The sequence below is a fragment of the Maribacter flavus genome, assembly GCF_008386635.1.
GTDB classification, from domain to species: Bacteria; Bacteroidota; Bacteroidia; order Flavobacteriales; family Flavobacteriaceae; genus Maribacter; species Maribacter flavus.
The window spans coordinates 2,145,318-2,163,879 of record NZ_VUOE01000001.1 but is presented as its reverse complement, the minus strand read 5'-3'; the positions used below and the strand labels follow the sequence as shown (position 1 = coordinate 2,163,879).

Below are 18,562 nucleotides of genomic sequence, written 5' to 3'. Positions count from 1 at the left end.
GGTTATCAATTCAGCGACCTAAATTCCTTTGGCGAATGTCCCACTTGCTGTTTGAACAAACGGCTAAAATGTTGTGGATACTTAAAGCCTAACTCGTAGGCAATTTCACTCACCGACTTGTTAGGGTCAAAAACCTTTTCCTTGGCGACGTCAATCATTTTTGCCCGAATGTACTCTTGTGCGGACTTCCCTGTTTCCTTTTTGACCAAGTCACCAAAATAGTTGGAGGATAAATGCAACTGATCCGCGAAATATCCTACCGAAGGCAATCCATATTTTTGGGGTTTTTCAGAGGTCAAATAATCGCGGAGCAAGGAATCGAACTTGCTTAGGGAACTTTGATGCGGAACTTCTCGGGTCAAAAACTGTCGGTCGTAAAAACGAAGACAATAATCCAACAACAGTTCAATATTGGAAACGATCAATTTTTTACTGTGTTTGTCCAGGTTCTGTTCCAGTTCATATTGAATTTTGTCAAGCACGCTCAAAATTAGTCCGCGCTCCCTCTCGGATAAATGAAGCGCCTCTTTAACGGAGTAGGAAAAGAAATTATATTCGTTCATTTTTCGGCTCAATTCGCTTCCTAGCAGCAAATCAGGATGAAATATCAGCGCATATCCTTTGGGAACATAATCGGGGTCATACGTCAAACCCACTTGCTGACCAGGTCCTAAAAAAACCATGGAGCCCTCATCAAAATCATAGTCCCCGCCACCATATTTTAATTTACAATTCTTGGCATCCTTTAAAAAGATGGCGTAGCAGTCAAATTTTAATCCATCAAACGAATAATCTGGAAGAGCGTTTTCCTTGCCAAAATCCAAAATACCAATGAGTGGATGGGACGGCTTGGCACTGCGCCATTTGAAATAATCTGCCACTGTTTTGATTTCAAGTATGTTTTCCACGGAATTAAATTTTAGTTAAAGATAAACGATTGGTTTACAGATAATCAAGTGAGACTACCAAAATCCGTAATACGGGTATGTATATCCGTAATTTTGGTAGTACATGGGGTACCATCCTTAGATATTTTTGCACTGACAAAAAATTTAAATTCTAGAATTATGAAAAAAATAATTTCCTTCTTCATCTTTTGTGCCTTTGCAGGTGTTAACGCCCAAAATTCAACGTATGCCATTTCTTCTTACCTCAACGAGGGGAATAAGGCACCAAATACCCATTATATTGGGGAAGCCTGGTTAAACGGAATCATTCACGATGATGCGGAATTGGGCTACAACATTACCAAGGCAACCTTTAAGGCAAATTCAACCTTGGATTGGCATAAACACGCATCTCCCCAAATTTTGATTTATGTGGAAGGAGAAGGGTACTACCAAGAAAGAGGGAAGGAGCCTATGGTGCTTAAAAAAGGTGACATTATAAAATGTGATAAAGATGTGGAGCATTGGCATGCTTCTACCAAAAATAGTGATGTAACCTATTTGGCACTTTATGGAGGTGATTCACCTACCACTTGGACCGAAGTGCTAACCCAAGAATATTATGATAAGGTAGCCGAAAAACTAAGTAAATAAGTCTTAATACTAAGGATGAAAAACATCTGTAACCTGTTCATACTTTTTTTCCTTTTTGCCTTTTCAAAAGTCTTCTGCCAAGAATCCAAACATTTTTTGGACGAGGTACGGGGTACGATAAGTCTTACCCATAACGGTATTGCCCTAATACCTTCCTTTTCATTGGGAGAACCGGCGATGCTGGTCGATTTAAAGTTCAGAAAAGGCCGCTTTAGTATAGAGCCCGATCTGCGCTTTGCGCTGGAAGGCAAACCTTGGAGCATGCTTTTTTGGTTTCGGTATCAGGCCATTGAAAAGAAACGGTTTTCCTTGCGCACGGGAATCCATCCGGCTCTCAATTTTAGGACCATTGAAATCCGACGGAACGGGGCCTCCGAAAATATTTTGGAGGCCAGAAGGTATTTGGCCGGGGAGCTGGTGCCCAATTATCAAATTAAGGACAACTGGAGCGTGGGCATGTTCTATTTACACGGTCGCGGTTTTGATGAGGGCACCAAGCAGGTCAATTTCCTGGTTTTGAACACATCGGTGTCCAACATTCCCATTTCAAATGACCTGTATCTCAACTTCATGCCACAGGCGTATTACCACACCCAAGACGACTTAAAGGGGTTTTACACTGCCGGATTCCTGACCCTGGGGAAAAAGGATTTTCCGTTATCGGTTACCGCCATCGTAAACAAGGCCATAGATACTGAAATTTCGCCCGAAGATGATTTCATCTGGACGGTACTGCTGAATTATAGTTTTGATGGTTCCCGAAAGAAAAACCAAATAAACAGGGGGTTTTAACCGTACATTCATTGAGAATCCATGAACCAACGTGATCCCATTTTTCTTGGGCTTTTTTTTGTATAGTACTTTTTATTGTCTCAAATTGAGACTTTAACATGGAATTGACCTTGATTCATTGAATTAATCACTACATTTCCCTGATTTAATTTACAACCTTATTAATTATATCAATATAAACCGATAAGCTTTCAATCTTTTAACAATTTGAAAGTCATACGGATACATTTATGTAATGAACTTTTACGGGGATATGTGTATTCATAATTCTTGCGCGCTGAACTTGTTTGAAGTACGAACACTAGGAAACATAAAATGAACAAAAAAAACATATTCGAACGATTGACTTCCGGCGAGGTTATTCCCATGGACGACCCCGATTATGGTGTAATACGGGAAATGGTCAACAGAACCAAAAAACTGTCGAATCAACTGAACCGGGCAGACCATGTGGACGATATCCGCAGTATCCTAGGCGAAATCATCGGTAAAAAAGTAGATGACAGCACTACTTTGTTCACCCCCTTTTACACCAACATAGGTATCAATATTACGTTGGGAAATAATGTCTTCATAAACCACGCCTGTAGCTTTTTAGATTTGGGCGGTATCGAAATTAAGGACGATGTGATGATCGGTCCCCGGGTAAACATTACATCTGAAAACCATCCCACGGAAATCGCTACAAGAAAAAGCATGGTACCCGGTAAGGTACTCATAGAAGAAAACGTCTGGATCGGTGCCGGAGCTACCATTTTACCAGGGGTAAGGATAGGAAGGAATTCCGTAGTGGCCGCCGGTGCACTGGTCAATAAAAATGTTCCACCCAATACGGTTGTGGGGGGTATACCCGCAAAAATTTTAAAGAAATTAAATTAACCCATAAACCTTTAAAAATGAAAAATGAATATCAAAAACCCAAGGTTGCATCCGAGTTAAAATCCCTTAGAAGATACATGTATTTTTTCATGGGAATCTTGATAACGGTCCCTTCCCTGATTCGTTCGCAAGAAGTAGGACAAACCGAACGATTGGTATCCCCGGAGCTAAATGAAGATCGCTCCATTATGTTTAGAATTAAGGCGCCACAAGCCGAAAGTGTTAGCTTATCAGGGAATTGGATGCCCATGGTACCCAATGGGGAACAAGGCATGACACGACAAACCGCGCAACTTACCAAGGACGCAAATGGTGTATGGTCCGTGAAATTGGGCCCTCTGGAACCTGAACTCTACACGTATACCTTTAACGTAGACGGGGTTACCACTATAGACCCATCCAACCTTAAAGTGGCCAGGGACGGTATTTTTAGAACCGAGAGCGTGTTGTATGTGCCCGGGGAAGCATCGGATCTTTATTGGGCAAAAACAGGGCCCAAGGGAAGTGTTCACCAAATTTGGTACGATTCCCCTACCCTTGAACTTACACGACGTATGTTCGTCTACACACCGCCCGGATATATCAGTTCCAATGAAAAGTATCCCGTGCTGTATTTATTGCACGGTGGCGGGGGTGACGAGGAAGCGTGGCCTACCCTTGGTGTGACCCCAGTAATTTTGGACAACCTTATCAACAGTGGAAAAGCGGAACCCATGATCGTAGTCATGACCAATGGAAACCCGTCACAGGCATCGGCACAGACCATCACCCCCAAATTGCCCAATGTGGATGTTTCCGGAAGGGGCATGGCCAGCATGCTGTTCGAAAAGAGTTTGGTAAACGATGTCATTCCTTATATCGAAGCTAATTTCAGGGTCAAGGCAGATAAAGAAAATAGGGCGCTTACGGGTCTTAGTATGGGCGGTTTGCAGACCATGAATACTTCCTTCGCCAATCCGGACCTTTTCAATTACATCGGCGTGATGAGCATGGGTTTTGCGGATTTAAGCCGATTTGGCATCGAAGTGGACCACTCCAAACGTGCCGAGCAAATCTTGGCACTAAAAGAAGCAAACCCAAAATTGTATTGGATCGCCTGTGGAAAAGATGATTTCCTATACCAAAGCGTGGTCACCATGCGCGACGAATTGGACAAGCATGACTTTGACTATATCTATAGGGAAAGTACCGGAGGACATACCTGGACCAACTGGAGAATATACCTTTCAGAGTTTGCCCCGATGCTATTCAAATAATTGAACCTTATAACCTTTACACCAAGAGTATGAATACAATATATAAAAATTACAATCCAAATTTACTAATCCTATGTTTTGTTCTTGCATGTTACACAGCAGTTGTAAATGCACAAGAGACAAAAAAAAGATTGCCCATCATTGATGTCCATGTCCATGCCATGAAGGCAAATCCCAATTTCGCCTCTGAAATGTGTCCATGGTTTCTAAAGAGTATGCCGGGGAGTGGTCCCAACCAAGATGCACCATCGTTCATAAGTACTGGATGTGTGGCTCCACTAAAACCTGCTAAAACCGATGCCGAAATGCAAGAAGCCATTCTTAGGGCGAACAGAGAATTGAATATTACCATGGTAGTTAGTGGCGATGCAGATGTCATCCATAAATGGCACAGTGCCGCCCCGGACAGAATTATTCCGTCCTTGGGAATAAGCAATGCCGAACAAATGTCGGTGGAAGCCTTCAGGGATTCGCTCTCCAATGGTTTTTATAAGGTTATGGGCGAGGTAGCTCCACAATATCAGGGAATGTCCCCAAGCGATATGTCCTTGGATGAATATTTTGGTGTTGCCGAAGAACTGGGTATTCCCGTAGGCATCCATATGGGAACTGGAGGTAACGGCATGGCCAATATCACTTCGCCTAATTACAGGGCTTCTCTCGGCCAACCCTTTTTATTGGAGGATATGCTGGCAAGGCATCCAAAGTTAAAAATTTGGGTCATGCATGCGGGTTATCCAATGGCAGACCAGATGATCGCTTTGATGGGTGCCAACGCCTACGTCTATGTAGATCTGGCCGGCTTCATTTGGAGCTATCCACTTGAGGAAATTCATGCCTATTTAAAAAGATTGGTACAGGCAGGTTTTGCCAAAAGGATTTTATACGGTACGGACCTTATGATATGGCCCGGTCTGCTGGAAACTTCCATTGGGGTTATCGAAAACGCAAACTATCTTTCTGAAGAACAAAAGCGAGATATCCTATTTAATAACGCCGTTCGCTTTTTCAATCTGGACGCCATAATGTTTGAATAATGTAAGCTATTTTTAAAAGAAGCCAAAACGCTTCCCTATAAACAAAAAAAGATCAGAATTAAAAATTTCTGATCTTTTTCATTTAAAATGTGCCATTATCATTTAATTATTGACTGATTTGGGTCAATTTCAAAGGTTTTTCACCATTTATTTGGATTTTTAGATAAAAGGTGTAGGTTATGAACAAGTCATAATCTAAAACACTTTTATGCGTCAACTAAAAATCACAAAGCAAATCACCAACCGAGACACCAAGTCGCTTGAAAAATACTTTCAGGAGATCAACAAGATCGATTTGATTACGGCGGACGAGGAGGTGGAATTGGCCCAGCGAATAAAGCAAGGGGATCAAGAAGCTTTGGAAAAATTGGTAAACGCCAACCTTAGATTTGTCGTCTCCGCCGCAAAGCAATATCAAAATAGGGGCCTAAGTCTAACGGATTTAATAAATGAAGGAAATCTTGGTCTGGTCAAAGCGGCCAAAAGATTTGACGAGACCAGAGGCTTCAAATTCATTTCCTATGCAGTATGGTGGATCAGACAGTCCATCTTACAGGCACTTTCCAAAAATGGGAAATCCATAAGGCTGCCCCAGAATAAAATCGCGACAAATACCAAAATCTATAAGGTATATTCCTCCTTGGAGCAAAAATTGGAACGCCCACCAAACTCCTCCGAAATTGCTTCGGAACTGGATATGAGCGTACGTAAAGTGGAAAGCTCCATCAAAAATTCAGGTCGGTCATTATCCTTGGATGCCCCCTTTAAGGAAGAAGAATCATCTAACCTTTACAATGTACTATCATCCAAGGATGCGGATAAACCGGATGAGAAAATGATGGAGGAATCTCTCCAAACGGATTTGAAAGATGCGTTAAATAGCATACCGGAAAGACAAAGAGACGTTATTAGGCTATTCTATGGTATTGGAAAGGAACCGCCTATGAGTCTTTCGGAAATTGGCGATTTGTTTGATATCACCCGAGAGCGGGTACGACAGGTACGTGAAAAAGGACTGCGTGCACTCAGAAATAAGTCCAGAAATAAAGTATTAAGAACCTATTTATAAAAAAGAATATGCTAAAGATTGAAGTAAAAGAAGGAGAATCCATTGAGAGAGCCCTAAAACGGTATAAGAGAAAATACAGAAGAACCAAAGTATTGGATAAAATTAAAGAAAATCAATATTATACCAAACAATCTACCGAAAGGAGAGAAGCTCTACAAAAAGCTGAATATAAGCAACAATATTTATTGGAGAACGAAGACCAATAACACATTTTTGTCAATTGTCATATTTGTTTGTTTACCTCAAAATAATTGACAACCTAATAACCCCAGCGGGTAATAATTACATATTAAGTACCTGAAAATCAATATAACAAAAGCTTAACATGGTCAATTTGTATAGACCGTGCAGAATCTTATGTTATACCTGAACTTATATCAAAGAATACAATTATAATGAAGATTATTTACATAAAAAGAGAAAGTAATGTGAAAGAAGTATATAGGACCAGATTGGGTAGGTTGAATTCAAAGGTAACCTGTATAAAAAAGTATTTTTTAGGGATGCCTTTTAAAACCGTTCACAAGTATACCCATACCTTTTTTACAAAGAAAAATAGCAATGTAGAAAGAATGCTATTTGTTTAACCGGAATATCCAATTAACAATTTTATAAACAACAAACTATCTTATGAAAATTTTAGTCATTGGAGCTGGAAACATGGGACTTACCTATGCAGAAGGCATGTCCAAATCCAAACTTTTGAAAAGGAGAAACATCATGGTATTGGACACCTCCGAGGAAAAACTGGAAGAATTACGGAAAGAAGCCAAATTCGACATTTTTAAGGAATTGTCAGCTTGTGTGCCGCAGGCAGATATAATTTTTATTGCCGTAAAGCCGTATCATGCAGACGGTCTCATGATGAAAATGGAACCTTTGGTAAACGATGGCCAAATAGTCATCTCAATAATGGCCGGGGTAACCATCAAAACGATTAAAGACTTAACAGGTTTAAAAAAAGTGGTACGTGCCATGCCCAACCTACCAGCCAAAATAGGGAAGGGCCTTACCTCCTTTGTAGCATCAGAAGAAGTATCCAAAATAGAACTTTTAACGATTGAAAGCCTTTTGGATACTACTGGAAGATCCATTTTGGTAAGTGACGAAAATTTCATCGATGCCTCAACAGGAATATCAGGTAGCGGACCTGCCTATGTGTTTTATTTTATGCAAAGCATGATGGAGGCCGCATTGAAAATGGGATTTTCAAAAAATGTATCCAAAGTTTTGGTAAGCCAAACCTTTACGGGCGCCATTGAACTATTCAATCAAAACGACCTATCCCCAAATTCTTGGATGGACAAGGTAGCCAGCAAGGGAGGAACTACCCGGGCCGCATTGGACAGTATGGAGAACAACAACGTAGGTGAATTGATAAAAGAAGCGGCATTCGCTGCATTTGACCGTGCCGTGGAACTTGGAAAAGAAAAATCGTATGTATAAAGAGTTAATAGTGGTAAAAGTTGGTACCAATGTTATGACCAACAAGGACAATAGAATTGTGCGACCGGTTCTGAGAAACTTGGTTGAGCAAATAGCGACATTGTATGAGAGGGATATCATTACGGTACTTGTTTCTTCCGGATCAGTAATTGCCGGAAAAGAGGTTCTGGGAAAATCCAATATTGAGGACAGGACTCAAAGACGGCAGGTGTATTCTGCCATAGGGCAGCCCAGGATGATGCGTTTGTATTATAATATATTTCACGATTATGGAATGAAATGTGCCCAGGTATTGCCCACAAAAAGGGATTTTAGCCCAGGCGTACACAGGCAAAATATGATTAATTGCTGTGAAGGTCTACTTTCAGAAGGGGTGATTCCTATCGCAAACGAAGATGACGCGGTATCTGTGACCATGAGCATGTTCTCAGACAATGATGAACTTGCAAGCCTTATCGCCCAATTGTTGAACGCGGACAAGTTAATCATACTTACCGATATAGACGGTCTCTATACTGGAGATCCAAACGCCCAGAACAGTAATCTTGTAGAACACGTAAAACCGGAAGAAAATCTGGACAAGTATATAAAGGACAATAACAAACGGGAAGAGGAAGGCCGTGGCGGTATGGGTTCCAAACTGGATTACGCGCAGCAGGCGGCCGCCAAGGGCATACCCACCTACATTGCAAACGGAAAAAAGAACGACACGATCATAGACATCATCGATGGTAAAAATGTAGGTACCAGAGTAACCTTAGAAGAAGAATTAATAAAATGAAACTTTTGACTACAGATAAAAAAAACAACGTTTTGGACAGCATGATGCGACTGTTAGACGAAAATAGGGAAAGCATCATCGAAGCAAATAAAAAAGACCTGAATCTCTTTCAGAAGGAGGACCAAGCCATGTTTGATCGACTTATTGTTACCAACACCAAAATTGACGGTATGATCCAGTCGATTCGTGATGTAAAAAGTCAGGAAGATCCCGTCAACAGACCCATCTCTACAAGGATTTTGGACAACGGTTTAGAGATAACCAACAAAACCGCCCCTTTTGGTACGATCATGATTATCTACGAATCCCGTCCCGACGTCACTATTGAAGCAGCCGTGCTAGCGTTCAAGGCAAGTAATAAAATACTCTTGAAAGGTGGAAAGGAGGCTTTGCACAGTAATACTATACTGACCCAATTATGGCACAAGGCCCTGGAGGAAAACGGCCTTCCAAAGGATTATATTCAATTGATGACCTTGAATAGACAGGAAACCCAGGAATTCTTAAAAAATCCTACGGAAAAATTGGACCTCATCGTACCACGAGGTGGCGAAAGGTTGATCAATTTTGTGAAGGAGCATGCCAACTGCGCCGTCCTTGTCAGCGGACGAGGAAACAATTTCCTGTATGTGGACGCTACTGCCGACTGGGAAAAAAGCATCAAGGTAATCATGAACGCGAAGACCGATAAAATTTCGGCGTGTAATGCCCTGGACAAAATATTGGTTAACCAGAAAATCGATAACTACGAACAAAAACTGACAGAGCTCTACAATCTATTAAGCTATAAAGGTGTTGAAACTTGGGTGGACCAGACGGTTGGCAAGACCTTAACATCTGCCAAGCCAATTACGGACGAATCTATCTGGAAAGAAGAATTTTTGGCCATGAAATGCTGCTTGGCGGCGGTGGATTCCTTAACCGAAGCGGTATCCAAAATCAACGAACATTCCGGAGGGCATTCCGCCACCATCATGACCAATGATAAAGGAAGTGCCATGCGATTTATGGAGGAAGTGGATTGCGCAGCGGTCTATCAAAATGCTTCCACCAGATTTACGGACGGCGGTCAAATGGGCGTAGGGGCGGAACTTGCCATCAGTACGGACAAGCTGCACCACAGGGGACCTTTGGGATTGGAACAATTGGTCACCAATAAATATTACGTTTTTGGCGACGGTCAAATAAGGGAATAAGGGGAAAATTCAAGTTCAAGTTCAAGTTCAAAAACATAATTAAATCCTACAAATGTTTGAAACAATAGAGAATATTGAGGGCGCGACCATATATCATGGGGAAATCCATAATCGAATTTATTTATCGGAAATAAATTCCGCAAAAATCGATGCGATTTTGCCAAAAATGACCGAATTGGCAAAACAGAGAAAATATGATAAAATCTTAAGCCGCGTCCCCGAAAATGCCATCACGCATTTTAAATCAAACGGTTTTAAGATAGAGGCAAAAATACCCGGATTGTACAATGGAAAGACCACCGGCTATTTTTTGGCGGACTATTTGAACAAGAACAGGTTCCAATGTGATAAAAAACAGTTGAAGACCATTGAAACCGTAAAGAGAATAGCGATGGCCGCCAACAAACCAAATGAAAATCCGCATATGGGTATCCCCGAAGGCTATGCCATACGAAAACTTGGGACAGCGGACTTTTCCGACTTGGCAACCTTACATGAAAAGGCCTATAAATACCATCCAAAGCATATAAAAAAAGTACAGGATTTTAGGGACTTGGAGGAAATGGCCCATCAATTTCATGGGCTGTTCGTTAACGATGAACTTTTGGTATCCGCGATTTTGAGGGTACATACAACAGAGGCAAATTTGGAGATTGTAGATTTTGCAACACATCCTGACTATAGGGGCCAAAACCTTTCCTATTACCTAGTGCAGGAAATCAAAAAACTTATGGGCAAAGAGGAATGTACAACGATTTACGCGTTGGCAAGAGCCACTTCGTACGGGTTGAACATTACGTATAGTAAACATGGTTTTAAGTTTGCCGGCACTCTTACCAACAACGCTTTTGTGCGGGACGCAATGGAAAGTATGAACGTTTGGTACTACAATCGGCTTTAAACTTGTAAGTCTATCCAAACTTCCTTTCAGGATCAAAAGGCGCAATATCCATGGAGGTCCCATCGCCTTCCATAACTTCCGAAATCAGTTTTCCCGTAGCCGGACCCAAACTCCAGCCCATCATGGCATGGCCCGTAGTGATGAAAAAGTTATCGAAGGCCTTCATCTTGCCTATGTAGGGCAATCCATCGGGCGAGACGGGACGCAGACCACATTTGGCACTGTTGATTTCGGCTTTGGTTATTTCAATAGATGGGTAGAATTTCTTTACGGCTTCCGCAATGGCCACTACCCTATCCAAATTAATTTCGTAGTTTACGCCCGAAAACTCCATGGTCCCTGCAAACCGGGTAAATCCGTCCATAGGCGTAATCGCCACTTTGGCTTCCATTAAAATCGCCGGCAATTTTATTCCCGTAGGCCGATGCACATCGATGCAATACCCTTTTCCCGCCTGTACCTGTAAGGTTAGGCCCAGTTGTTTCACCAAATCATTGCTCCAGGACCCCGAAGCCAACACCACGTTATCGGGTTGGTAGGATTGCTTGTTGGATCGGACGGTATGGATTTTACCGTTTGAGTAATCGAACTTTTTTACTTCTTCCCCATAGTTTATTTGAACGCCGTTCTTTAAAAGATAGTTCTTCATTTTGGCCATGAAAACCGTGGGCGTGGTATGGGAATCGCAAAAATAATGAAGGGCTCCCTTCCCGATGACTTCCGTGTCCCCATGCAACTTCTTTAATGCATCGGTTTCCAAATGGGTAACCTCCAACCCAAAGCCCTTGGCGGTTGCCGCCACTTTTTTCTCGGCATCACCATAGGCATCGGTCTGATAAATCATGAGAAGCCCCTTTTTCTCCAAATGAAAGTCCCCCAAATCACCGGACTCCTTAATTTCATCGTACAAATTGGAACTCAAAAGATTGATATCTTTTATAATGGGTGCGGCCCTATCCACTTTTTCTTTAGTGGAAGATTTATGAAATGCCCAGGCCCATTTAAAGAAATCGACATCCCAACGTGGTTTTATATAAAAAGGACTCTTACTATCCATCATCATGGACAATCCTTTGGTAATCACCCCAGGTGCCGCCATAGGTACGATATGACTGGGCGTGAGATATCCGGCATTTACAAAAGAGGCTCCCTGGCCGCCCATGGACTGTTCCAAAACCGTGACCTGATGTCCCTTTTTATGCAGGTAATAGGCCGAACAAAGCCCCATTACACCTGCGCCGATAATCAATGTCTTTTTCTTCTCCGCCATATTATATTACTTGAAAGCCGAAGGCATAAGGGTCCGCTTCATCAATGGTAATTTCATTGTAACCATACTTTCTCGCCCAACCCTTTATGCTGGGAATTATACCTGTAAAATTACCAATTTTACATTCCTTTTCAGCCATCCCTATGAATTTTGAGCCTATAATACTTTCATGTACAAACTCCGCTCCAAGCCCCAATTTATCCTTGGCATACCACTGGGCCATGCGCGCCGAGGTACCGGTACCACAAGGGGAACGATCAATGGCCTTATCGCCGTAGAACACGGCGTTTCTTGCCGTAGCATCGGGTGAAATGGTCGTACCCGTCCAAAGGACATGGCTCACATCCTTGATGGACGGATTCTCTGGATGTACAAATTTTCCCGGATATTTCAAGTTGATGTTCTGTCTGAGCTCCCTCGCCATTTCTATCAATTGGGAGGCCGAATAATCCTGCAATCCAGAAAAGTTCTTCTGTGGGTCAAAAATCGCGTAGAAATTTCCGCCATAGGCCACATCAAAAACAAGTTCTCCCAAGTAACTGGAAGAAACTGTCAAATCCGATGCCGCCAAGTAAGAACCTACGTTGACCAGTTTTACCCACTCCACTTTATTTCCGTTCTGTTGGTAGGTCACCTCCACCAAACCTGCCGGGGCTTCCATTCTTATCTTACCGGGCTCTTTGGGAACCACAACGCCCTCTTCAATGGCCATGGTTATCACGCCGATGCTGCCATGCCCGCACATGGGAAGGCAACCACTTGTTTCTATAAAGACGATGCCAAAATCGTTATCAGGATTTGAAGGCGGATATAAAAAGGCACCGCTCATCATATCATGGCCCCTGGGTTCGTACATCAGTCCCTTTCTGATCCAGTCATACTCCTTCATAAAATGGAGTCGCTTTTCGCTCATATTCGCCCCCACCAAAGTAGGTGCACCTTCAACGACCAGCCTAACGGGGTTCCCACATGTATGGCCGTCAATACATTTAAAGACATACTCTTTCACTCAATTTCTATTTTGTTGGATATGCTGGAATTTGTACCCTCGAAGTTCGTTCAAATTTATGGTTCGCTCCTAGGATTTTTTACTTTTGATATAATCGTTTACCCTTCTTTCCAAAATGGGCAAGGTCACCGTACCCTGACCTAAAATTACCTCGTGAAACTCCCGGATGTTAAAGTCGGGACCAAGCTCTTCTTCCGCTTTGGTTCGCAATTCCCGTATCTTCAGTTCGCCCATTTTGTAAGATAGGGCCTGCCCGGGCCAAGCGATATATCGGTCGGTTTCTGTATTGATTTCATGTAAGGAGAGTGCCGTGTTGTTCTTCATAAAGTCCAAGACCTGTTGCTTTGTCCATCCTTTGGCATGAATGCCCGTATCCACGACCAAACGGGTTGCGCGCCACATTTCATAGGTAAGCTTCCCGAATTTTTCGTACGGTGTCTTGTACATACCCATTTCATCGCCCAAAAACTCCGTGTACAGGGCCCATCCTTCCCCAAAGGCGGAGAGATACATGTTTCTTCTGAATTGGGGAATACTATCGGACATTTCCTGATTGAGGCTGCCCTGCAAATGATGCCCGGGAACCGCTTCGTGAAGGGTCAAGGATGGCAATACATATAGAGGCCTACTGTCCAACTTATAGGTATTCACCAAATAATACCCCGGTTCTGTAGGACTGCGAGAGCCGGAATACCTACCGCCCGTATATTTGGGTGCCAGGGCATCGGGTACTTTTATGACCCCATAGGGTTTTCTTGGCAAGGTAGAAAAATAGGCGGGTAATTTCGCGTCGATTTGCTTTGCGATGTTTCGCGCCTCCTTTAATAAGTCCTCGCCATTGGTCACGTAAAACTGGGGGTCGGTTCGCAGAAACTCCAGAAAGTCTGCAAAACTTCCCTTGAACCCAACGGATTTGATGATTTCCTGCATTTCGGAACGAATCCGAGCTACTTCTTTTAGACCGATTTGATGCACGTCTTCCGCGGTGTATGTATTGGTCGTGGTATAATAGTTTACCCTGTTCTGATAGAGTTCCGCTCCCCCGGGCGTATCGGAAATACCAAACGTGTTCCGGGTATTGGGCAAGTATTCCGATTCAAAAAAGTCCTTTATTTTTTTGAAGGTTGGTACGACCGCTGCCTCAATGGCCACTTTAGCGGCACCAAGAATGGAATCCTTTTGTGCTGTTGTTAGCGATGATGGCAGGTCCTTAAAGGGGCCGTAAAATGCATTGTCCGAAATGTTTTCAGTAATATGCTGGTTGTAGGTGGATTCATAGCCTTCAAAAATCACCTTGGGCTGGGAAACCTTTTTTTCAAGGGCCATTCGCAAAACCTGAAAATGTTCCTCGGCAAAGCGAGGCATGTCATTGAGCGCCTTCAAATACTGCCTGGCACTTTCATAATCCCGTAGGGGCCGAATACGATAATTTAGACTGAGGTGAAAACCTTGGTCGGCCTGAATGGGGTTTAGGTAGAGTTCGTGCTTGTACTCGTCCACCCTGTTTTGGAGACTAAATTTCAGCAGTTCCAGGGAAATCATTTCGGTTTCGGAAAGATCGACCGTTTCAATAGATTCCAGTTTTGCCAGTTGTTCCTGGGCAAAATTGGCATCCTTTTTATAGACTTCGGGAAGGTATCGGCCTAGGGGGAATTCGCTTCGGTCGTACAGTTCAAACGCCTCCACCTCCCCGATGATTTTTTCCAAGGCTTGCTTTTGGGCAAACATCGGTATAGAATGCAATAGTAACCCAAGACCTAGGATTAAAATTCGATTAAGATACTTTTTTGCCATGAACCTAGCCATTAAATCATTGCTTCTTCCAGGTGCAAATAATCCGGCAATTGGGGCCTGTTCGCCATCCCGATCTCGATAATCTTCAGCACTCTTTCTCGCTCCGCACCTTGCAAAGGCAGTCGGGGAGCCCTAACATTTTCTGTGCCTATGCCCGTGGCGACTTCGGCCAACTTTATATTCTGTACCAACTGTGGATTGATGTCCAATTCAAGTAAGGGCAGAAACCATCTATAGATTTCCAGGGCCTCCTTGATCCTTCCGGCCTTTGCTAATTTGTAAATGGCGACCGTTTCAGCCGGGAAGGCACAAACCAGTCCGGCTACCCAGCCTTCGGCACCCATTAAGAGACTTTCAAGTCCAAGGGTATCCACCCCGGTCAGAATTTTAAGTCGGTCTCCAAAACGGTTTTTTATCCGGGTAACATTGGAAATGTCGCGCGTACTTTCCTTAACGGCTGTGATATTTTTTTCCTTCAACAAGGTCTCGAACATATCAAGGGTCACCATAATACCGTAATCGATCGGGTTGTTATAGATCATGATGGGCAAATCCGTGCTACGTGCCACTTCCTGAAAATAGGTCACCGTCTCAAAATCATTGGCCTTGTAACGCATGGGGGGCAGCATCATAAGACCTGATGCGCCATTCTTTTCAGCCGCTTTCACGGCATCTATGGCCCCTTGGGTGGTCTGTTCCGCAATATTCAAAATTACCGGAACTTTTCCATCCACAATCCCGATCGTCCTTTTTAACAAGGTCTCCTTTTCCGGTCCGGTCAAGGTACTCGCCTCGCCCAGGGTGCCACCTAATATGATACCGTTTACCCCGGCAGCCACTTGGGCCTCGATGTTTACCTGGAACATATCCAGGTCCAATGCTCCGTCCTTTGTAAACTTTGTAGTAACCGCGGGCATTACCCCACTCCATGAAAATACCATAACTCAATAATTTTGTTTCCTTAAAATTAAATAGACAGTGTACAAAGCCCTAATTGCATCTTATCCAATTTCAGTATTATATTACCCCTAAATTTAATAACGAATAGTATAATGTGGATAATTTGGACTACTTTCATAAAATGAAAGTACTTCCCTTTGTAATCCCAAAATCACCCTTGGAGAATTTGGTCTTCCAGGTTGATGAGGAAATCCGTTTCTATGATAAACTCCATCAACATGAAGAAATACAGATAAGTTATATTGAACGGGGTACCGGAAAACTGGTCTTTATGGACGGAATTCACCCATACAGCTCCAACGACCTTTTTGTAATAGGAAGTACCATTCCCCACCTGTTTAAAAGTGAGGATAGTGGTAAGACCCCTTCCAAAATGTACACCTTGTTCTTTACCAAGGATTCCTTTGGCGAAAATTTCTTCCGTTTATTGGAACTACAAGATATACGGATGTTTTTTGAAAAGGCTCAATATGGGTTTAGGGTATTGGAGGAGCAAAATGAACTCGGTCAATTTATAAAGGGAATGGAATCAAAAAATAGATTCGACCGATTCCTAGGCTTGTTGCAGCTACAGAGTAAATTATGTGGCCTTCCTAGCCAAACGCTCTCGCTATCGGCCACAACGAAGGTGCGAAGTTTGGACGAAGGGGAACGGTTACAGCGCATCTTTGATTTGGTAATCCAAAATTTTCATAGGCCCATACCTTTGGAAGAAGTAGCTTCTATAAGCCATATGACCAAAAATTCATTTTGTAGGTTCTTTAAAAAACATACCAACAAAAGTTTTATGGATTTTTTGATCGAATATAGGGTGTCCCATGCGTGCCAGCAATTGGTGCTTTCCAACACCCTGTCAATTGGCGAAATCGCCGAAGCCTGTGGTTTTCAAAATCAGTCCAATTTTAATAGACAGTTCAAGGCCCAAAAAGGCGTATCGCCATCTTCTTACAAAAAGAGCTTTGAATAGCAATTATCCATGGTAATAAACATCGTTACTATTTTTGCATAAATAGTGTTAAATTACCCTTTGAAAAACTCACCTAATGAACACCTTAGCAATGAAACAAGTATATGCGTTCACCATTCTTTTATGTATCGGCACGTTAACATTCGCCCAAAAGGCCAATACCAAGACCCTTGAAAAGTTTACGGAACTAAAGGTCTACGACCGAATTGTAGTTTCCTTGGTAAAAAGCAATGAGAACAAACTCGTAATCACGGGAGACGACCGTGACGAAGTAGAAATATCCAATAAAAACGGACTTCTAAAAATCAAGATGGAATTTGGCAATTTCATGGACGGCGATGAGGCCAAGGGCACCTTGTACTATACAGAAGACTTGACCTTGTTGGATGCAAATGAAAATGCAAAAATTATTTCTGAAGAAACCTTCAAGGGTTCCAAAGTCGAGATCAAAGGGCAGGAAGGTGGAATCATTGACCTAAAGGTCGATTTGGAGGAGGTCTATGTACGTTCCGTATCCGGAAGTGAAATAACCCTAACGGGAAGCAGTAAAAAACAGGAGGTTTCCGTAAATACGGGCGGAAAGGCCTATTGCAAGGATTTGAATACGGAGATGACCGAAGTAACCGTGATGGCAGGCGGCCGGGCCGATGTGAAAGCCACTGAGGAAGTAAATGCCAAAGTGAAGGCAGGCGGCTCCATTTACATCTATGGTAAACCGAAGAACGTAAAAAGGGACAAAGTCTTTGGGGGTAAGATTCAAGAAATGGATTGATTATTGTCCAATTTCCCTAGCTTCAAAACCCACCAATACATCGCCTAGAAATTCCGGGGTCACTTCAATTGGATTACAACATACCTCGCAATCCTCAATATAGGTCTGTTTGGATATGGAAGGATCCATGAGCATGGAAACCTCTTCCCAACAATAGGGGCATAGAAAAAAGTGTTCGTACATAACTTGGTACGATTAATTCCCTTTAAGTCTTTTGGTCAATTCCTCCAAGGTCATCCGTTGCACCAGATTTTCCGCATTGGAACTGAAAATAACCTGATTCCCCAATTTAAGCTCCAATTCATCCTCCTCCCTATCCAAGAATAGGTCTGAAGCTTTGGCCCTGATTTCCTCAAGTTTAATATCAAACCGCTTTTTTAAGGTAATATCGCCATCCGTGCGCGCCAGTTCAAAGCCACTGTAGTCGAACAATCTTTTTAGGCCACTAAAGAATTTGATGCCAACAAAAACGAGTCCCGCCATGGCAAACTTGACGGCCAGGGTAAAAACATCAATTTCATCGCCATTCACAAAGGTCATTATAAGATTTACGACACCGTTGACGCCCAAGAAGAAAATAATGAGCCCCAAAATGACCGCAAAGACATCGGTCAAGGTAGCGTTTAAGGTTCTAGTTACTAAAAATTTAGTATTGGTAGTTTCGGCCTTAAAACCAAAATCCTTCAAAAATTCAAAATTTTTAATTCGGGAAATCTTGTCTTCTATAGCGGCATCGAGTTCCGAGGTATCTGCAATAAGACCTCTCGTACTGATTTCGTCCTTTAAACTTAGTTGGGACTCGAATGTTAATTGGGAATATTGTTCCAACACCTCCAAAAGTTCTTTGTCCGTTTTATCCTTGTACATGGTACTTTACTTTATAATTTGAACT

20 protein-coding genes are annotated in these 18,562 nt (G+C 42.6%); 13 read left to right on the top strand and 7 right to left on the bottom strand.

Going from position 1 to position 18,562, the window contains the following annotated elements; all coding sequences use genetic code 11:
• Positions 1-5: 5 nt before the first annotated feature.
• Complete coding sequence (locus F0361_RS09320) at positions 6-908, bottom strand: helix-turn-helix domain-containing protein (RefSeq protein ID WP_154918191.1); 903 nt, start codon at positions 906-908, stop codon at positions 6-8.
• Positions 909-1,067: 159 nt separating this feature from the next.
• Here F0361_RS09320 and F0361_RS09315 point away from each other — a divergent pair, with 159 nt between their 5' ends.
• The 11 genes from F0361_RS09315 (at position 1,068) to ablB (ending at position 10,898) form a co-directional block, all read left to right on the top strand.
• Positions 1,068-1,541 (top strand): cupin domain-containing protein, encoded by a 474-nt coding sequence (locus tag F0361_RS09315; RefSeq protein ID WP_154918189.1) that lies wholly within the window; start codon positions 1,068-1,070, stop codon positions 1,539-1,541.
• A 15-nt stretch (positions 1,542-1,556) separates the two neighbouring features.
• On the top strand, positions 1,557-2,333 hold the full coding sequence (locus tag F0361_RS09310; RefSeq protein ID WP_154918188.1) for a hypothetical protein: 777 nt from the start codon (positions 1,557-1,559) through the stop codon (positions 2,331-2,333).
• 315 nt (positions 2,334-2,648) lie between these two features.
• On the top strand, positions 2,649-3,212 hold the full coding sequence (locus F0361_RS09305; protein WP_154918186.1) for a DapH/DapD/GlmU-related protein: 564 nt from the start codon (positions 2,649-2,651) through the stop codon (positions 3,210-3,212).
• Positions 3,213-3,229: 17 nt separating this feature from the next.
• Positions 3,230-4,468 (top strand): esterase, encoded by a 1,239-nt coding sequence (locus tag F0361_RS09300; protein WP_170257981.1) that lies wholly within the window; start codon positions 3,230-3,232, stop codon positions 4,466-4,468.
• Positions 4,469-4,497: 29 nt separating this feature from the next.
• Positions 4,498-5,505, top strand: a complete 1,008-nt coding sequence (locus tag F0361_RS09295; RefSeq protein ID WP_154918184.1) for an amidohydrolase family protein — start codon at positions 4,498-4,500, stop codon at positions 5,503-5,505.
• 208 nt (positions 5,506-5,713) lie between these two features.
• Positions 5,714-6,574, top strand: a complete 861-nt coding sequence (locus F0361_RS09290) for a sigma-70 family RNA polymerase sigma factor (RefSeq protein ID WP_154918182.1) — start codon at positions 5,714-5,716, stop codon at positions 6,572-6,574.
• 8 nt (positions 6,575-6,582) lie between these two features.
• On the top strand, positions 6,583-6,780 hold the full coding sequence (gene rpsU, locus F0361_RS09285; protein WP_138257138.1) for a 30S ribosomal protein S21: 198 nt from the start codon (positions 6,583-6,585) through the stop codon (positions 6,778-6,780).
• A gap of 424 nt (positions 6,781-7,204) precedes the next feature.
• Positions 7,205-8,020, top strand: a complete 816-nt coding sequence (proC, locus tag F0361_RS09275) for a pyrroline-5-carboxylate reductase (RefSeq protein WP_154918181.1) — start codon at positions 7,205-7,207, stop codon at positions 8,018-8,020.
• Positions 8,013-8,801 carry a glutamate 5-kinase gene (proB, locus tag F0361_RS09270; protein ID WP_138257135.1) on the top strand — a complete coding sequence of 263 codons (789 nt, stop codon included), beginning with the start codon at positions 8,013-8,015 and terminating at the stop codon, positions 8,799-8,801. Before proC ends, proB begins: the two co-directional genes overlap by 8 nt.
• Positions 8,798-9,997, top strand: coding sequence for a glutamate-5-semialdehyde dehydrogenase (locus F0361_RS09265; protein WP_154918180.1), 1,200 nt, complete (start codon positions 8,798-8,800; stop codon positions 9,995-9,997). The genes proB and F0361_RS09265 overlap by 4 nt, the downstream gene beginning before the upstream one ends.
• A gap of 52 nt (positions 9,998-10,049) precedes the next feature.
• Complete coding sequence (gene ablB, locus F0361_RS09260; protein ID WP_154918178.1) at positions 10,050-10,898, top strand: putative beta-lysine N-acetyltransferase; 849 nt, start codon at positions 10,050-10,052, stop codon at positions 10,896-10,898.
• A 10-nt stretch (positions 10,899-10,908) separates the two neighbouring features.
• Here ablB and F0361_RS09255 read toward each other — a convergent pair whose 3' ends face one another.
• The 4 genes from F0361_RS09255 to F0361_RS09240 all read right to left on the bottom strand — a co-directional run bounded on the left by F0361_RS09255 (position 10,909) and on the right by F0361_RS09240 (position 15,912).
• Positions 10,909-12,168 (bottom strand): NAD(P)/FAD-dependent oxidoreductase, encoded by a 1,260-nt coding sequence (locus F0361_RS09255; protein WP_154918176.1) that lies wholly within the window; start codon positions 12,166-12,168, stop codon positions 10,909-10,911.
• A 1-nt stretch (position 12,169) separates the two neighbouring features.
• The gene (locus tag F0361_RS09250; RefSeq protein ID WP_154918174.1) at positions 12,170-13,177 is read right to left on the bottom strand and encodes a 4-hydroxyproline epimerase; all 1,008 of its coding nucleotides are present in this window, start codon (positions 13,175-13,177) and stop codon (positions 12,170-12,172) included.
• Positions 13,178-13,246: 69 nt separating this feature from the next.
• Positions 13,247-14,905, bottom strand: a complete 1,659-nt coding sequence (locus tag F0361_RS09245) for a DUF885 domain-containing protein (RefSeq protein WP_246160864.1) — start codon at positions 14,903-14,905, stop codon at positions 13,247-13,249.
• A gap of 77 nt (positions 14,906-14,982) precedes the next feature.
• Positions 14,983-15,912 carry a dihydrodipicolinate synthase family protein gene (locus F0361_RS09240; RefSeq protein WP_154918170.1) on the bottom strand — a complete coding sequence of 310 codons (930 nt, stop codon included), beginning with the start codon at positions 15,910-15,912 and terminating at the stop codon, positions 14,983-14,985.
• 140 nt (positions 15,913-16,052) lie between these two features.
• On the opposite strand from F0361_RS09240, the gene F0361_RS09235 reads away from it, so the two are divergent.
• Positions 16,053-16,898, top strand: coding sequence for an AraC family transcriptional regulator (locus tag F0361_RS09235; RefSeq protein ID WP_154918167.1), 846 nt, complete (start codon positions 16,053-16,055; stop codon positions 16,896-16,898).
• A gap of 76 nt (positions 16,899-16,974) precedes the next feature.
• A complete protein-coding gene (locus tag F0361_RS09230) occupies positions 16,975-17,670 on the top strand; it encodes a head GIN domain-containing protein (protein WP_154918165.1) in 696 nt (231 codons plus the stop codon).
• Here F0361_RS09230 and F0361_RS09225 read toward each other — a convergent pair whose 3' ends face one another.
• Positions 17,671-17,853 (bottom strand): CPXCG motif-containing cysteine-rich protein, encoded by a 183-nt coding sequence (locus F0361_RS09225; RefSeq protein ID WP_154918163.1) that lies wholly within the window; start codon positions 17,851-17,853, stop codon positions 17,671-17,673.
• A 12-nt stretch (positions 17,854-17,865) separates the two neighbouring features.
• Complete coding sequence (locus F0361_RS09220) at positions 17,866-18,537, bottom strand: hypothetical protein (RefSeq protein ID WP_154918161.1); 672 nt, start codon at positions 18,535-18,537, stop codon at positions 17,866-17,868.
• Positions 18,538-18,562 lie beyond the last annotated feature (25 nt).

Excerpts from the sequence above, each read along its gene's own strand:
- F0361_RS09315 (WP_154918189.1), top strand. The coding sequence starts at position 1,068 with ATGAAAAAAATAATTTCCTTCTTCATCTTTTGTGCCTTTGCAGGTGTT.
- F0361_RS09310 (WP_154918188.1), top strand. The coding sequence starts at position 1,557 with ATGAAAAACATCTGTAACCTGTTCATACTTTTTTTCCTTTTTGCCTTT.
- F0361_RS09305 (WP_154918186.1), top strand. The coding sequence starts at position 2,649 with ATGAACAAAAAAAACATATTCGAACGATTGACTTCCGGCGAGGTTATT.
- F0361_RS09300 (WP_170257981.1), top strand. The coding sequence starts at position 3,230 with ATGAAAAATGAATATCAAAAACCCAAGGTTGCATCCGAGTTAAAATCC.
- F0361_RS09295 (WP_154918184.1), top strand. The coding sequence starts at position 4,498 with ATGAATACAATATATAAAAATTACAATCCAAATTTACTAATCCTATGT.
- F0361_RS09290 (WP_154918182.1), top strand. The coding sequence starts at position 5,714 with ATGCGTCAACTAAAAATCACAAAGCAAATCACCAACCGAGACACCAAG.
- rpsU (WP_138257138.1), top strand. The coding sequence starts at position 6,583 with ATGCTAAAGATTGAAGTAAAAGAAGGAGAATCCATTGAGAGAGCCCTA.
- proC (WP_154918181.1), top strand. The coding sequence starts at position 7,205 with ATGAAAATTTTAGTCATTGGAGCTGGAAACATGGGACTTACCTATGCA.
- proB (WP_138257135.1), top strand. The coding sequence starts at position 8,013 with ATGTATAAAGAGTTAATAGTGGTAAAAGTTGGTACCAATGTTATGACC.
- F0361_RS09265 (WP_154918180.1), top strand. The coding sequence starts at position 8,798 with ATGAAACTTTTGACTACAGATAAAAAAAACAACGTTTTGGACAGCATG.
- ablB (WP_154918178.1), top strand. The coding sequence starts at position 10,050 with ATGTTTGAAACAATAGAGAATATTGAGGGCGCGACCATATATCATGGG.
- F0361_RS09255 (WP_154918176.1), bottom strand. The coding sequence starts at position 12,168 with ATGGCGGAGAAGAAAAAGACATTGATTATCGGCGCAGGTGTAATGGGG.
- F0361_RS09245 (WP_246160864.1), bottom strand. The coding sequence starts at position 14,905 with ATGTTTGCCCAAAAGCAAGCCTTGGAAAAAATCATCGGGGAGGTGGAG.
- F0361_RS09240 (WP_154918170.1), bottom strand. The coding sequence starts at position 15,912 with ATGGTATTTTCATGGAGTGGGGTAATGCCCGCGGTTACTACAAAGTTT.
- F0361_RS09235 (WP_154918167.1), top strand. The coding sequence starts at position 16,053 with ATGAAAGTACTTCCCTTTGTAATCCCAAAATCACCCTTGGAGAATTTG.
- F0361_RS09230 (WP_154918165.1), top strand. The coding sequence starts at position 16,975 with ATGAACACCTTAGCAATGAAACAAGTATATGCGTTCACCATTCTTTTA.
- F0361_RS09225 (WP_154918163.1), bottom strand. The coding sequence starts at position 17,853 with ATGTACGAACACTTTTTTCTATGCCCCTATTGTTGGGAAGAGGTTTCC.
- F0361_RS09220 (WP_154918161.1), bottom strand. The coding sequence starts at position 18,537 with ATGTACAAGGATAAAACGGACAAAGAACTTTTGGAGGTGTTGGAACAA.